Below are 15,559 nucleotides of genomic sequence, written 5' to 3' on the forward strand. Positions count from 1 at the left end.
AGTAGGGAAAGGTTCATACTAACAAACATGAAAATTAAAATATTAATAGCAGATGATAACTCTTTTATTAGAGAGGGCATGAAAATTATTTTAAATACATACGAAGAGTTTGAAGTAGTAGATACTGTAAATGATGGGGAAGATGCTGTAGCGTATTGTAAAAAGCATGAAGTTGATATTGCTCTTTTAGATGTTCGTATGCCAAATATGAACGGTGTAGAGGCGACGAAGTTCATTTGTGAAGAGACGAAAACAAAACCGCTTATTTTAACGACGTTTGATGATGATGAGTATATTTTGGATGCAGTAAAAAACGGAGCGAAAGGTTATTTATTAAAAAATAACGATCCGGAGCGTATTCGTGATGCGATAAAAGGAGTATATAACGGTCAAACTGTTATGCAAGATGTTGTCCTCGATAAAATTAAGTCTAATTTAATGGAAAGTAAAGAGGAAGAATGTAAAATTGATAAGAGCCTTTTCACAGAAAGGGAGCTTAGTATTATCGCATTAATTGCAAAAGGTTTCTCAAATAAAGAAATTTCGAAACAGCTTTTTATATCTGAGGGAACAATTGCAAATTATATTACATCAGTTTTAGGGAAAACTGGACTTGAACATCGCACACAAATTGCGATTTATTACTTAACAGGGAAAGTAGATTAATGATATGGAATTTTGGTTAACTGTAAGTAAATTAATTGTCTTTTTATATATTGTGTTCAGTTATATTTACGCAAATGTAGCAAATTTACCGTGGGTTATATTTACTTTACTTATTTACCTTTCTGTAAACGTAATGATTTCTATATTTAAAAAAGATACGTATAAAAAAATATTAATCTGTATATCCATTGGCGTAGTTATGTTATTTACATGGAGGGTTCATCCATTTTTTATTTTGTTTTTACCTTTGAACTTATACGAAATTACATTCTATTACATAGAAAAGAATTGGCCACGCTTTGTCGTTATGATGCTCCCAATTACGATTGCAGATGAAAGTATTCGAATGACTTATGGATTAATTGTTGCATTTTCTTTTCTCGTTTTAACTATTGCAGATCGATATATATCGCGTGTAGTAAAACTTGAATCGCAAAATGATAAGATGCGAAAAGATATGCAACGACTTACGAAAAGCTTACATGAAAATAAAGAGTACATAAGACAATCTGAATACACATTTAAGCTAGAAGAGAGAAATCGGTTATCGCAAGAAATTCATGATAAAATTGGTCACTCGATGACGGGTGCGCTTATTCAAATGGAAGCAGCAAAAAGGTTAATGGAAATAGATAAAGAAAAATCTGCGGAGTTATTACAAAATGCAATTCACATTTCAAAAGATGGAATTGAAAGTATTCGCATTACATTGAAAAATATGAAGCCACCAACTGAGCAAATTGGTATTCATCGTATGAAATTATTCATAGAGGAATTTGCCGGTAAGAATGATGTGAATATTCCTTTTGTATATAAAGGGAACTTAGATATGATTTCTCCCATTCAGTGGAAAATTATCGGTGAGAATGTTACAGAAGCACTAACAAATGCAATGAAATATGCTGATGCTACAGTTATTTCTATAGATATTCATGTGCTTAACAAGATGGTTAAGGTGCAAGTGAAGGATAACGGAAAAGGGGCAGCTCTTGTTAAAAAAGGTCTCGGTATTATGGGGATGGAGGAGCGAACAGCTTCAGTAAACGGAAAAATTATTGTAGATGGAACAAGTGGCTTTTCAGTGACGATGTTGTTGCCGATATAAGAGAATGGGACGAAGATGAACCATCTCATATGAAAAAAGTGAATATTCTCATGTGAAAAGAATGAACTTCTGCACTGAGCAGGTTCATTCTTTTTGTTTATACTAAAAGCAGAGAAACCGAAATAGGGGTGAAAATGATGAATACATTAGAAATTAAAAATTTAACGAAAAAATTTGGTGATTTCATCGCAGTTGATAATATGTCTTTATCTATTAAAGAAGGAGAAATATTTGGCTTTTTAGGATCAAATGGTGCTGGTAAGAGTACAACGATAAATATGATTGCTGGCTTGTTAAGAAGTAATGAAGGTGAAATTAGCATACTAGGAAAAAATATAAAGAAACATAATCGATTTGCAAAGATGAATATTGGTATTGTTCCGCAAGATATTGCGATTTATGAAGAGTTAACTGCCTATGAAAATGTGAAATTCTTTGCTGGGTTGTACGGATTACGAGGAGCCGAATTAAAAGCTAGGGTAGAGGAAGCTCTTCAATTTGTAGGACTTAGCGATAAACATAAAAGTTATCCGAAAAACTTTTCTGGCGGGATGAAACGAAGACTGAATATCGCTTGTGCAATTGCTCATAGACCGAAGTTAATTATTATGGATGAGCCGACAGTTGGAATTGATCCACAGTCAAGAAACTACATTTTGCAGTCAGTACGTAAATTAAATGAAATGGGAAGTACGATTATTTACACGAGCCACTACATGGAAGAAGTAGAAGAGATTTGTACGAAAATCGCAATTGTCGACCACGGTAAAGTGATTGCAGAAGGTACGAAAGAACAGTTAAAAGCGATTATTACAGATACGAAAGATATTTGGATTGAAGTGAAGTCAGTAGAAAATTTAGATGTAGAAAAGTTAAAAGAGATAAACGGTGTGAAAGCTGTTCAAATTGAAGAGAACGTAATCAAGGTAAACTCGGATGCAGGATTAAATAATTTAAATCAAATTATTCAGCATTTCATTAATCATGACATTGAAATTCGTTCATTAGAGGAGCAGGCTCCAAACTTAGAAACAGTATTTCTTACGTTAACCGGAAGAAACTTACGAGATAAATAAAAGGTAAATGAAGAAAAGGTAAAGGGAGGTTCATCAATTGAACATCTTCAATATTGCAATTATGCATATTAAAAGAGATTTCAGAGACGTAAGAACTTTAGTTTTTATGTTAGCATTTCCGATTGTACTTATGCTTGTGTTAGGAACAGCGTTAACCAACGCATTTAATAGTGATAGTCATTCGATTAAAGATATACAAGTGCTATATAAAGATGAAGCGAGTAGCACGTTTTCTCAATCATTTGCAGCATTTACGAAAGAAGTGGATAAATCAGGTATTCATTTTAAAAAAGCTTCCGGCAGTATAGATGGGAAAGAAGAAGTGAAGAAAAATAAATATGCTGCTTATGTAGAGTTAAATAAAGATGGTGCAAAATTTTACGGAAGTGACAAAAGTAGTATTGAGGGGAGTATTGTGGAAGGAATGCTTACAACATTTGTTGATAAGTACAATGTAGCGGTCGAAGTTGCAAAAGTAGATCCTACTAAGGTGAGCACAGTTATTTCAAACGGAAATCATAATGATTATATAAAAGAAACATCCTTACAAGCTGCGAAAAAACCAGGTTCTATGGATTACTATGCGGTTGTAATGACAACGATGATTGCACTATATGCTGCGATGGGAGCGAGTTCTTTAATTCGAGGAGAACGAATACGTAAAACAGGAGATCGTCTCATTGCTGCACCTATAAGTAAAGCTGAAATATTCATTGGAAAAGTACTTGGTAGCCTAGTAGCAAATGCCCTGTGCATATTACTCGTCATGTTATTTAGTAAATTTGTTTTTCAAGCGAATTGGGGCGACCATCTTGGAATCATATTTCTTATTTTATTAACACAAGTCTTTCTAGCAATTAGCTTCGGTTTAGGAATCGGATATATCACGAAAACAGCTGAAGCGTCTAGGGCAATTATTATGGTTGTTGTGCAATTAGCTTCTATTTTTGGAGGTGCATATTTCGTAGTAGAAGAAAATTTCGTTACGAATTTATCGCCATTAACTTGGGCAAATACAGCTGTTATGAAAATTATTTATGCAAATGATGTAGGGGCAGCACTACCAGTCATTTCTTTAAACCTTGGAATATCAGCACTCTTTTTATTAATTGCAATTATTGCATTACGTAGACGGGAGGGGCTATAGTATGAAGGATATTTTATGGCTCATACAAAAAACGTTATCTGTACTTTTGAAAAATAAAAAAGGGTTATTCATTATTATTAGTTTGCCGATAATAGGGACGCTCATTTCCTTCTCGATATACGGAAATGCAGGGCAAGGAACGTTAAATATCGGGATTGTAAATAAAGAAAATGAGCCGATAGCAAATGATACGATAAAGTTTTTAGAAGGATTAAATCATGTGAATGTGAGTAAGGTTAAGGAGTCTCAAATAGAAGATAAACTCACTTCCAAAAAACTTGATGGAGTTATTACATTAGATTCTGGTTTTTCAAAAAGTGTTCGAGAAGGGAAACCAGAGCATATTGAAATTTCATCGATTAAAGGTGATCAAGTAACAGGATTTATAAAATCATATTTATATAATTATATTGATAATATAGCAGCTATTAGTAAAGTGGCAGGAACAGATCAAAGTGCGTTTGATAATATGTACGCAGGGTATCAAAAAGGTTCATTTAAAATGAAAACTGAGACGCTAGAAGATACTTCGAAAAATAAAGATATGACAAATCAAACGATGGGTTACCTTATTATGTTTATGCTGTTTTCAGCAGCGAACTTATCAGGTCATATTTTAAAAGAAAAAGAGAATAGAACGTACTTTAGACTATTATCAACGCCGATAGATGGGAAGAAGTTTATATTATCTAATGTCGGAGTAAATATGATAATACTAACAGTACAAATTTTGATTACAATCCTATTCCTAACGAATGTTTTTCATACGAATATCAATATGCCTTTCATAGTGATGATGGGCGTACTAATGCTATTTGCATTAATCGCAATTGGAATATCATTAGTCCTTGTAGCTTTTTCGAAAAACTCAGCATCGGCAAATGCGATGCAAAATATGATCATTGTACCAACATGCTTACTTGCTGGATGTTATTTCCCATATGACATTATGCCAAGTGCAGTACAAAAAGTAGCTAATTTTCTTCCGCAGCGCTGGTTGTTAGATACGATATCAAAACTACAGCAGGGAATACCATTCTCGGAGTTGTATTTAAACATTTTAATTTTATTAGCTTTCGCAATTGCATTCTTCTTAATTGCTATTTATAAGTTTGGAAGAAATAATGATGCGAGAAATTTTGTTTAATGTGAAAAGGTGTGGCTTAATGCCATACCTTTTTTGTTTGAAATTTAGAGTATCTTTTGTAGTATAGGAATGCTTTTGTAGAGCACTTCGTTATGTGAAGCATGCAAAACATATTTATGTCCCTTTAGAAGAAAAACGCTATGTAGAACAGCGTTACCGTCACCATGTTTTGTAAGTAAATCACTGACGACTTTGCCGTCTGTCCATTTCAGTTTGGAATGTGAAGGGACGACTTGTAAATATTGAGTTGTTTCCTCTCCATCTCCGGCAATGAGTGTCGTTTCAATATTTCTTTTTTGTATAATAAATCTATTTTTATTTAATGTATCGAGGAAAGGGTTTTTCGTTTCCATCTTACTATAAGGAAGAAATGTAATAGAAGAGTTGGATTTTATAAATAAATAATTTCCGTAATCTTTACAAGGAATAACATCTTGTAATCCTGGAAAGTAAATGTGTATCGCCTCAACTTTATTCATTTTATGTAAGATGCTTAAGTAACAAATATATTGTTCCATATAAAAATGAACGATATTTATTTTAGAAGAGGCATGGATAGGGAGACTGCCTCCAGTCCAATAACTATAATTTGGTGGAGATCCAGCGTTTGGTGTGCAGAGTATTATAAGTTGATTCACATCATTTTTATATTCGTCACTTTGAACGTAAGAACGTCCAAGAAGGCCGCCCATACTATGACAAATTAAATTTAGTTTATCGCAACCTGTAATCTTTTTAGCATAAGCAATCGTTTGTAATAAATATTTTTGTGTAGAAAAAACAATACGCTGCCGCCAGTCATAAAAACAGATGAACAAGTCTTTATTTCGTTCGTACCCCATACTTTCTAGCATCATGATGAATGGTTCGTAAACAAATGCAGAAAGTCCAAAACTCCAATTACCAGTGCCGGGAATAATAATATTGCTCATTGAACCGAAAAGACCTGGGATAAAAACAATAGGAGTTTTTCCTTTTCTCATATTCGTATCTCCTTTAACTGTTTAGTATCAATAAAAATAAGAAATACATTTCGTATGAAAACATATTTAAATGAAACACTACGAAATAGTAAGGAATATGATTGGAAGGAAACCAAAATGATTAAAAAAATATTAAGAGTTACTTCTATTATTATTGCTATTTTCGTTTTTATTGTAATTTGTATGCATATCGATGTTACCTTAGGTAGGAAAATGGAAGCTGGAAAAAACATGCCGACAGAGTATGCGCCTCATTATAGTGACTTTCAATTATATGTAGAAGGGAAGTCTTTTTATAAACAATTATTTACTGATATAAGAGAAGCCAAAAGCTCCATCTACACTTATTTCTTCATTTTGTCGGATGATAAAAGTAGTCATACTTTTTTAAACTTATTAAAAGAGAAAGCAAAAGAAGGAGTAAACGTCTATTTATCAGTTGATCGCATTAATGATTTATCATTTGAAAGAAAGATGATAAATGAATTGCGGGAAAGTGGTGTGCATTTTACATATAGTAGAAAACCTGCATTGCCATTCGGATTTTATTCACTTCACCATCGTAATCATCGCCGTATTACGACGATTGATGGGGATATTGGCTATACAGGCGGATTTAATATAGGAGATGAGTACTTAGGGAAAGATAAGCGATTTGGATATTGGCGTGATTATCATGTACGGCTTAAAGGAGAAGGAGCAAAAGATTTAGAAGAGCAGTTTGCTTTAGATTGGAAACGAGATACGAAAGAAGAGATAAAGAGGAGTACGAATAAAGCTAGTAAAGGGAATACATTACATACTATGACTAGTTACAATGGGCATTACGTTGCTGAAAAATATATAGAGCTCATAAAACAAGCTCAGCACTCCATTGTAATTGCAACGCCGTATTTTATAGCAAAAAATAAAGAATCCATGAATGCTTTAATCGCAGCACAAAAGCGTGGTGTTACAGTAAAAATACTTTGGTCATATAAACCAGATCTACCTCTTATAAAAGAAGCGGCGTATCCATACATACGTCAAGCTGTTAATAATGGGATTACTGTATATGGGTATAAAAAAGGAATGTTCCATGGCAAATTAATGCTTATTGATAATGAATTAACTGTTATTGGTACAACAAACTTTACTTCGCGTAGCTTCAATATAAATGATGAAATGAATTTTTATATTTATGGCGGTCCTATTGTAGGACAAGTTAATAAGGCGTTAACAGAGGATTTTCATGATTCGAAAGAAATGACGAAAGAGTTTTTTGAGAAGTTATCTTTTTGGGAGCGTTGTAAGGAGAAAGTGGCGGGATTGGTTGAGTTCTATTTGTGATGATGGATTAGGAAAGGGTGCCTACAAAAGGCACCCTTTTTGGTGGGAAATCATTATTTTTCATGCACCAGCATCGTAACATCATCATTAATCAACGTCCCCACATGTTCACCTAAACATATTTTTTTCATGACTCCAGGCTCATCAAAGTTAAAGACATGCGTTGGTAAATTGTAGTCCCGGGCAAGCAGTAATGCCGCTTGATCCATGACTTGTATATTTTGTCTAACGACATCATTATAGTTTAGTTTGCTGTACATTTTTGCTGATTTGTTATGCTTCGGATCACTTGTAAAAACGCCATCGACACCCTGTTTTGCGACTAATATGGCATCGCTATTCATTTCAATAGCTCTTTGTACGCTTGGATAATCTGTCGTCACGAACGGTTGCCCGTTTCCGCCTCCAAAGATAACGATATAGCCGTTATCTAAATGGTGGACTGCACGCAAGCGAATGTATGGTTCAGCTACTGCATTAAATGGAATGGAAGTCATAACGCGTACTTCTCTATTTGTTTTACTTGTTAAAACACCGCGAAGCATTAAGCTGTTAATGATTGTACCTAACGTACCGATATTATCAGCTTCTACGCGATCGATTCCCCATTCTTCAGCTAGATGCCCCCTAAAAATGTTACCGCCACCGATGACGATGGATACTTCGATACCTAAATCAACAATGGATAAAATTTCGTTTGCGATATGTTCTAATCGTTTGGAGTTAAAGCTATTTCCAGTTTGATCGGCAAGTGCACCGCCGCTTAATTTAATTAAGACACGTTTATATGGCTTCATAACAATTCCCCCTATATAGATCGCAATAAAAAAGGAACAAAGGCGAATGCCTTTGTTCCTTTTTAAGAAAATGAAAAAGAAAAGAAGAAGATAGGACGAATTGCTTTGTATAGTTTTTCATAACATCCACTCCTTTTCATTTTGATTTGTTTTAAGTATATATCTTTTTGATTATACGAAACAATCTGATTACTTATCAAGTTTATTTTATCGTTTTTTAACAAAATGGTGTCAATGAAAAAAAGAAGAAAAATATTTGAATTTTTTGTGACGAACTTGTAGGTTTTTGTATGATTTTGTAGGTTCGCTTATAAGATGTGTGAGTAGCTTTTATAAATTCAAATTGAAAGCGTTCGCATGAAGGGGATGAACATAAATGAAAAAATTCGGATTGGCAACACAAATTTTTGTCGCGCTTGTTTTAGGGATTGTAGTAGGGGCAGTCTTTTATGGCAATAAAACGGCGATTTCTTATATCACACCAATTGGGGATATATTTATTCACTTAATTAAGATGATTGTAGTACCAATTGTTATTTCAGCATTAATTGTTGCAGTAGCTGGTGTAGGAGATATGAAGAAGCTTGGGAAACTGGGTGGTAAGACAATTCTTTATTTCGAAATTATTACGACGATTGCTATTTTAATGGGATTACTTGCAGCGAATATATTCCAACCAGGTACTGGTGTTGATATGAGTAATTTACAGCAAAGTGATATTTCTTCTTATAAACAAACTGCAGATGCAACAGAGAAGAAAGGTTTTGCTGAGACAATTGTTCACATTGTACCGAAAAACGTATTTGAATCGATTGCACAAGGTGACCTATTACCGATTATATTCTTCTCAGTATTATTCGGCTTAGGAGTTGCGGCAATTGGGGAAAAAGGAAAGCCTGTCTTTAACTTTTTTGAAGGCGTACTCGAAGCCATGTTTTGGGTTACAAATCAAGTTATGAAATTTGCACCATTTGGTGTATTCGCATTAATTGCCGTTACGGTTGCAAAATTTGGTGTAGCAACACTACTTCCGCTAGGAAAACTAGTGCTAGCTGTATACGTAACTGTTATACTATTCGTTGTGATTGTATTAGGTATTAATGCACGAATGGTTGGAGTAAACATTTTTACATTAATAAAAATTTTAAAAGAAGAATTGATTCTTTCATTTACGACAGCAAGTTCAGAAGCTGTTTTACCTAATATAATGAGAAAAATGGAAGAGTTCGGTTGTCCAAAGGCAGTTGCCTCTTTCGTAATTCCGACAGGTTATACATTTAACTTGACTGGATCGGCTATTTATCAAGCGTTAGCGGCATTGTTTGTTGCACAAATGTACGGTGTGCACATGTCACTAACGGAGCAAATAACGTTATTATTCGTTCTCATGTTAACATCCAAAGGTATGGCGGGAGTTCCAGGTGCATCGTTCGTTGTTGTATTAGCAACGTTAGGTTCAATGGGGTTACCACTAGAAGGTATCGCATTAATTGCGGGAATTGACCGCATTTTAGATATGATTCGCTCATCTGTCAATGTATTAGGAAATGCATTAGCGGCCATTGTTATGTCGAAGTGGGAAGGCGAATTCGATAATGAGAAAGCAAAACAATATGTAGAAACAGTCAAAGAAACAAAAGCAGCATAAGAAATCGTTAAGGAGTGAATAATCATGGCAACATTAACTGAAGTTAAAAATGGTGTTCGAATTGAAAAAGATTTTTTAGGTGAAAAAGAAGTACCAAACTATGCATACTACGGCGTACAAACAATGCGTGCAGTTGAAAACTTCCCAATTACAGGATACAAAATCCATGAAGGTTTAATTAAAGCGTTCGCAGTTGTAAAAAAAGCTGCAGCGCTTGCGAATACAGATGTAGGAAGATTGGAATTAAACAAGGGCGGTGCGATCGCAGAAGCTGCTCAAGAAATTCTTGATGGAAAATGGCATGATCATTTCATCGTAGATCCAATCCAAGGCGGAGCGGGTACTTCAATGAACATGAATGCAAATGAAGTCATTGCCAATCGTGCTCTTGAATTATTAGGAATGGAAAAGGGAGACTATCATTATATTAGTCCAAATAGTCATGTAAATATGGCCCAATCAACAAATGATGCATTCCCAACGGCGATTCATATCGCAACGTTAAATGCATTAGAAGGCTTATTACAAACGATGGGTTATATGCATGATGTATTTGAATTAAAAGCAGAACAGTTTGACCATGTTATTAAAATGGGACGTACACATTTACAAGACGCTGTGCCAATTCGCCTTGGACAAGAATTTAAAGCGTACTCTCGTGTACTTGAACGTGATATGAAACGCATTCAGCAATCACGTCAACACTTATATGAAGTGAACATGGGAGCAACTGCAGTTGGTACAGGCTTAAATGCAGATCCAGAATATATTGAAGCAGTTGTAAAACATTTAGCTGCAATTAGTGAACTGCCACTTGTCGGTGCAGAAGATTTAGTAGATGCGACGCAAAATACGGATGCTTATACTGAAGTATCTGCAGCGCTTAAAGTATGTATGATGAATATGTCTAAAATTGCGAATGACCTTCGCTTAATGGCATCAGGTCCGCGTGTTGGTTTAGCGGAAATTATGTTACCAGCTCGTCAACCAGGTTCATCTATTATGCCAGGGAAAGTAAACCCTGTTATGCCAGAAGTAATTAATCAAATTGCGTTCCAAGTAATTGGTAATGACCATACAATTTGCCTTGCTTCAGAAGCAGGACAATTAGAATTAAACGTTATGGAACCAGTACTTGTTTTCAACTTACTTCAATCGATTAGCATTATGAATAACGGTTTCCGTGCCTTTACAGATAATTGCTTAAAAGGAATTGAAGCGAATGAAGATCGCTTAAAAGAGTATGTTGAGAAAAGTGTAGGAATTATTACAGCCGTGAACCCTCATATCGGTTATGAAGCAGCAGCTCGCGTTGCGAAAGAAGCAATTGCAACAGGCCAATCCGTTCGAGAACTTTGTGTGAAAAATGGTGTATTGTCACAAGAAGACTTAGAGTTAATTCTAGATCCATTCGAAATGACACACCCAGGGATTGCAGGAGCAACTCTTTTAAAGAAAAATTAAAAGAAGGGGGGGACAATCCCCTTTTTTTTGTTTACAATATAGAAATGCTATATATGAATAGAGGTAGGGATGTTATGAGCAAGTTTACAGTAGCTTCTAATGGTGCATTAGAAACAACATTAAGAGGAGCAGAAGTATTATCAACACCACTTTTAAATAAAGGGGTAGCTTTCACACAAAATGAAAGAGAAGAGTTAGGTTTAAAAGGGTTATTACCGCCAGCGGTTTTAACGTTAGAAGAACAGGCACGCCGAGCATACGAACAATTTAGTTCTCAGCCGGATGATTTATTAAAGAATGTATACTTAACTGCGTTACATGATCGAAATGAAGTATTATTTTATCGTATATTAACAGATCATTTACGTGAAATGTTACCGATTGTATATACACCAACTGTCGGTGTAGCAATTCAAAGATATAGTCATGAATATCGTAAACCACGTGGTGTTTATTTATCAATTAACGATCCATCAGGTATCGAAGAAGCATTCACGAATATCGGTGCAACAGCTGAGAACATTGATTTAGTCGTTGTAACAGATGGAGAAGGCATATTAGGAATTGGTGACTGGGGCGTTGGTGGTATTAACATCGCAATCGGAAAATTAGCTGTTTACACTGCTGCAGTTGGAATCGATCCTAGTCGTGTATTACCGGTAATTTTAGATGTAGGTACAAACCGTGAGGAGCTATTAAACAATCCATTTTATATTGGAAATCGTCACCCTCGTATAACAGGTGAAGCTTACGATGAATTTATTGATACGTTTGTACAAGCGGTAAACAAACAATTCCCGAAAGCACTTTTACATTGGGAAGACTTTAGCTCTCGTAATGCACGAAAAATTTTAGATAAATATCGTCATGATGTTTGTACGTTTAATGATGATATTCAAGGTACAGGTGCAGTTTCACTTGCGGCAGTATTATCGGCAGTGAAAGCTTCTGGTGTACCGCTAAGTGAACACCGCGTTGTTGTATTTGGTGCTGGTACGGCTGGAATCGGTATCGCAGATCAAGTTAGAGATGCGATGGTTCGCGTAGGCGTATCTGAAGAAGAATCATATAAGCGTTTCTGGTGTATTGATCGTAACGGGTTAGTTACAGATAATATGGAAGATCTTCTTGATTTCCAAATTCCGTACGCAAGAAAAGAAGTAGAAGTAAGTGGGTGGAAGCAAAATGATGTGATCGGACTTGCTGAAGTTGTGAAACATGTAAAACCGACAATTTTAATTGGTACATCTACTGTTGCAGGTGCATTTAAAGAAGAGATTATTAAAGAAATGGCTTCTCACGTAGAAAGACCAATTATTTTACCAATGTCGAATCCGACGCCACTTGCTGAAGCAAAACCAGCAGATTTAATCGAGTGGACAGAAGGAAGAGCGTTAGTTGCAACAGGAAGTCCATTTGAACCAGTTACATATAACGGTGTAACGTATGTGATTGGACAATCAAATAATGCACTGATTTTCCCAGGTCTTGGTCTTGGAACAATTGTAGTACGAGCAAGCGTCATGACGGATGGAATGTTCGCAGCAGCAGCTGAAGCAGTTGCAAGTATGGTAGATACAAGTCAGCCAGGAGCACCTATTTTACCAGAGGTCGAAGAATTACGTAATATCTCAGAAATGGTTGCAATTGAAGTAGCTAAAGTTGCAGTTGCAGAAGGTGTTGCAAGAGTGAACTTAAGTGATAACGATATCAAGATGGCAGTGAAAGAAGCAATGTGGAAGCCAGAGTATCGCCAAATAAAAGCGGTAGAAAAGGTTAGAATATAGAAAAAAAGCCCGTTTATAACAATAAGCGGGCTTTCGCTTTTACTACTGAAAAAAAGTATAGGAAGTGTCACCTTTGAATTGGAATCAATTATGGAAGAAAGATATGTCCCTTTTAATTATATTAATGGTCGTTGTTCCGATTGCTGGGGAGCTGAACTTTCATCCCTTTAATGATACGTTTCGAGTTAGCTTCGGTACACCGCTATTCTTCTTTTTATTATTATTTTTAAGAAGAGTACCAGCAGGAGTTGCAGGTATTCTTGTTGGTATATCTGTAGTCTTATTCCGAGTATGTCTTGACTGGATCATGCAAGGTTCATTTCATATGACAGAATCATTTTATTTGCGTTATCCTGTGTTCTTCTATTATTTTATTTATGGCAGTTTTTTTTCGCTTTGCAGGGTAAATAAGTTCCATCAGAAACCAATCATTATTGGCTGCCTTGGAATTTCAATTGAAATTGTTGCAAGTATGTCAGAACTTGCGTTTTATCATATGTTAGTACTAGGTACAACAATAACGATTTCTGAAGTAAATAAACTCATCATTATTGCTATTTTTCGTAGTTTCTTTGCACTTGGTTTTTTAAATATGATGAATTTATATGAAACGAAATTAAAAGAATCGCAAGTTCGAAAAGAAAATGAAAATATGTTAATGCATCTTTCTAATTTATATGTGGAATCTGTTCATTTGAAAAAGACGTTACAAAATGCGGAGTTAATTACACAAGAAGCATATCAACTATATCGAAATTTACAAGTAAGCGCTGATTCAAGTAGTAAAACAGCATTGAAAATAGCGGGGGAAGTGCATGAAATAAAAAAGGATAATCAAAGGATATTTGCAGGATTATCTAAACTGTTATTAGATAAAAATGTGGCTGAATATGTAGAAGGACATGAGTTAGCAGAAATGATTGTTAGAATAAACGAGAAGTATGCTGAAATGCTAGAAAAGGATATACGTTTTTCTAAACATATAGAAGGTGAGCATGCTGCATACCACGTGTATACAGTTCTATCAATTTTTAATAACCTCGCTGCAAATGCAGTTGAAGCAATTGAAGATAAAGGTGTCGTTATTATTAAGCTATATAAAAGAGATCAACATATATTTTTTGAAGTAATTGACGATGGACCTGGTATTGCACAAAAGTATAAGAAATTAGTATTTAAGCCAGGGTTTACTTCCAAGTATGATCAAACGGGAACACCGTCAACTGGTATTGGGCTTTCTTACATAAATGAAATGGTAACAGAGCTAGGCGGAGAAGTGAGATTAGAAGGCCGAGAAAATAAAAGAGGATGTAAGTTTATCGTTTGTTTACCAGAGGGTAGTTTAAAGCGGGAAGGGGAATAGATTTGTTTTATTATATCGTAGACGATGATGAAGTTTTCCGTTCGATGCTTTCGCAAATTATTGAAGATGGAGATCTTGGAGAAGTAATTGGTGAGGCGGATGACGGAGCTTTTATTGAGGCGGATCAACTAAATTTTAAAAAAGTAGATATTTTATTTATTGATTTGTTGATGCCGATGAGGGACGGAATTGAAACAGTTCGTCACATTGCGTCAACTTTCACGGGGAAAATCATTATGATTTCTCAAGTGGAATCGAAGCAGCTTATAGGTGAGGCATATACACTTGGTGTAGAATATTATATTACAAAACCATTAAATAAAATCGAAGTTGTATCTGTTGTACGCAAAGTGATGGAGCGTATTAGATTGGAGCGTTCTATACACGATATTCAAAAATCATTGAATAACGTGTTTCAGTGGGAAAAACCGCAATTGCGTACTGAACCAGTGCAAGAAGGAAAAAAGATAGGGGATTTAGGGCGCTTTTTACTATCAGAACTCGGTATTGCGGGAGAGAATGGAAGTAAAGATTTACTTAGTATGCTGGAATATTTATATGGTCAAGAAAAGGCACAGACATTTGAGTTTGGCTTTCCTGCGTTAAAAGAAATTTTCCATCATATTACGATAAGAAAATTAGGGGATTTAGCTTTAGAGGCGGATATTGATAAAGAGAAAAAAGCTTCTGAACAAAGAGTACGTCGAGCTATTTATCAGTCGTTAAATCATTTGGCTTCTTTAGGATTAACAGACTTTTCAAATCCAAAATTTGAAAGCTATGCTCCAAAATTTTTCGATTTTACCGTAGTTAGAAAACGGATGACAGAAATGACGAAAGATGAACTCGCATCTTCTGGTCATACGCGAATTAATACGAAAAAGTTTATTCAAGTGTTGTATTTTGAGGCGAAGAGGTTGATGGAGATAGAGTGAAGAAGATGCTTATAAATAAGCATCTTCTTTTGTTAAATCAACATTTTATATTTTCTCGTGGAGCATGTAAAATGTTAAGTAAGAGAAAATGGTTTTATATTAAGGAAGTGTC

General features: G+C 35.1%; 13 protein-coding genes. 11 read left to right on the forward strand and 2 right to left on the reverse strand.

Features of this window, described 5'->3' with window-relative positions; all coding sequences use genetic code 11:
- Positions 1-27: 27 nt before the first annotated feature.
- The 5 genes from MKY21_RS08800 to MKY21_RS08820 all read left to right on the forward strand — a co-directional run bounded on the left by MKY21_RS08800 (position 28) and on the right by MKY21_RS08820 (position 5,141).
- Positions 28-666 carry a response regulator transcription factor gene (locus MKY21_RS08800; protein WP_050569649.1) on the forward strand — a complete coding sequence of 213 codons (639 nt, stop codon included), beginning with the start codon at positions 28-30 and terminating at the stop codon, positions 664-666.
- Positions 667-670: 4 nt separating this feature from the next.
- Positions 671-1,771 (forward strand): sensor histidine kinase, encoded by a 1,101-nt coding sequence (locus MKY21_RS08805; RefSeq protein WP_016117554.1) that lies wholly within the window; start codon positions 671-673, stop codon positions 1,769-1,771.
- A gap of 137 nt (positions 1,772-1,908) precedes the next feature.
- Positions 1,909-2,847: an ABC transporter ATP-binding protein gene (locus MKY21_RS08810; protein ID WP_001093811.1), complete on the forward strand. Its 939-nt coding sequence runs from the start codon at positions 1,909-1,911 to the stop codon at positions 2,845-2,847.
- Positions 2,848-2,884: 37 nt separating this feature from the next.
- Positions 2,885-3,994 (forward strand): ABC transporter permease, encoded by a 1,110-nt coding sequence (locus MKY21_RS08815; RefSeq protein WP_001020152.1) that lies wholly within the window; start codon positions 2,885-2,887, stop codon positions 3,992-3,994.
- A 1-nt stretch (position 3,995) separates the two neighbouring features.
- Positions 3,996-5,141, forward strand: coding sequence for an ABC transporter permease (locus MKY21_RS08820; protein WP_063264000.1), 1,146 nt, complete (start codon positions 3,996-3,998; stop codon positions 5,139-5,141).
- 44 nt (positions 5,142-5,185) lie between these two features.
- On the opposite strand, the gene MKY21_RS08825 is transcribed toward MKY21_RS08820, so the two are convergent.
- Positions 5,186-6,124, reverse strand: coding sequence for an esterase/lipase family protein (locus MKY21_RS08825; RefSeq protein ID WP_016117556.1), 939 nt, complete (start codon positions 6,122-6,124; stop codon positions 5,186-5,188).
- Between the two features lie 117 nt (positions 6,125-6,241).
- Here MKY21_RS08825 and cls point away from each other — a divergent pair, with 117 nt between their 5' ends.
- Positions 6,242-7,453, forward strand: a complete 1,212-nt coding sequence (cls, locus tag MKY21_RS08830) for a cardiolipin synthase (RefSeq protein ID WP_000591931.1) — start codon at positions 6,242-6,244, stop codon at positions 7,451-7,453.
- Positions 7,454-7,506: 53 nt separating this feature from the next.
- Here cls and pyrH read toward each other — a convergent pair whose 3' ends face one another.
- Positions 7,507-8,250 carry a UMP kinase gene (gene pyrH, locus MKY21_RS08835; protein WP_000806138.1) on the reverse strand — a complete coding sequence of 248 codons (744 nt, stop codon included), beginning with the start codon at positions 8,248-8,250 and terminating at the stop codon, positions 7,507-7,509.
- Positions 8,251-8,626: 376 nt separating this feature from the next.
- Between pyrH and MKY21_RS08840 the strand changes: the two genes are divergently transcribed.
- The 5 genes from MKY21_RS08840 to MKY21_RS08860 all read left to right on the forward strand — a co-directional run bounded on the left by MKY21_RS08840 (position 8,627) and on the right by MKY21_RS08860 (position 15,447).
- The gene (locus MKY21_RS08840; RefSeq protein WP_000713291.1) at positions 8,627-9,898 is read left to right on the forward strand and encodes a cation:dicarboxylate symporter family transporter; all 1,272 of its coding nucleotides are present in this window, start codon (positions 8,627-8,629) and stop codon (positions 9,896-9,898) included.
- A 24-nt stretch (positions 9,899-9,922) separates the two neighbouring features.
- Positions 9,923-11,362 carry an aspartate ammonia-lyase gene (gene aspA / locus MKY21_RS08845; protein ID WP_000224190.1) on the forward strand — a complete coding sequence of 480 codons (1,440 nt, stop codon included), beginning with the start codon at positions 9,923-9,925 and terminating at the stop codon, positions 11,360-11,362.
- A 74-nt stretch (positions 11,363-11,436) separates the two neighbouring features.
- Positions 11,437-13,149 (forward strand): oxaloacetate-decarboxylating malate dehydrogenase, encoded by a 1,713-nt coding sequence (malS, locus tag MKY21_RS08850; protein WP_044795800.1) that lies wholly within the window; start codon positions 11,437-11,439, stop codon positions 13,147-13,149.
- A gap of 64 nt (positions 13,150-13,213) precedes the next feature.
- Positions 13,214-14,512: a sensor histidine kinase gene (locus MKY21_RS08855; RefSeq protein WP_002195356.1), complete on the forward strand. Its 1,299-nt coding sequence runs from the start codon at positions 13,214-13,216 to the stop codon at positions 14,510-14,512.
- Between the two features lie 2 nt (positions 14,513-14,514).
- Positions 14,515-15,447 carry a response regulator gene (locus MKY21_RS08860; protein WP_000500302.1) on the forward strand — a complete coding sequence of 311 codons (933 nt, stop codon included), beginning with the start codon at positions 14,515-14,517 and terminating at the stop codon, positions 15,445-15,447.
- Positions 15,448-15,559: the final 112 nt, after the last annotated feature.

The organism is Bacillus sp. FSL R9-9497 (assembly GCF_038005805.1).
GTDB classification, from domain to species: domain Bacteria; phylum Bacillota; class Bacilli; order Bacillales; family Bacillaceae_G; genus Bacillus_A; species Bacillus_A cereus.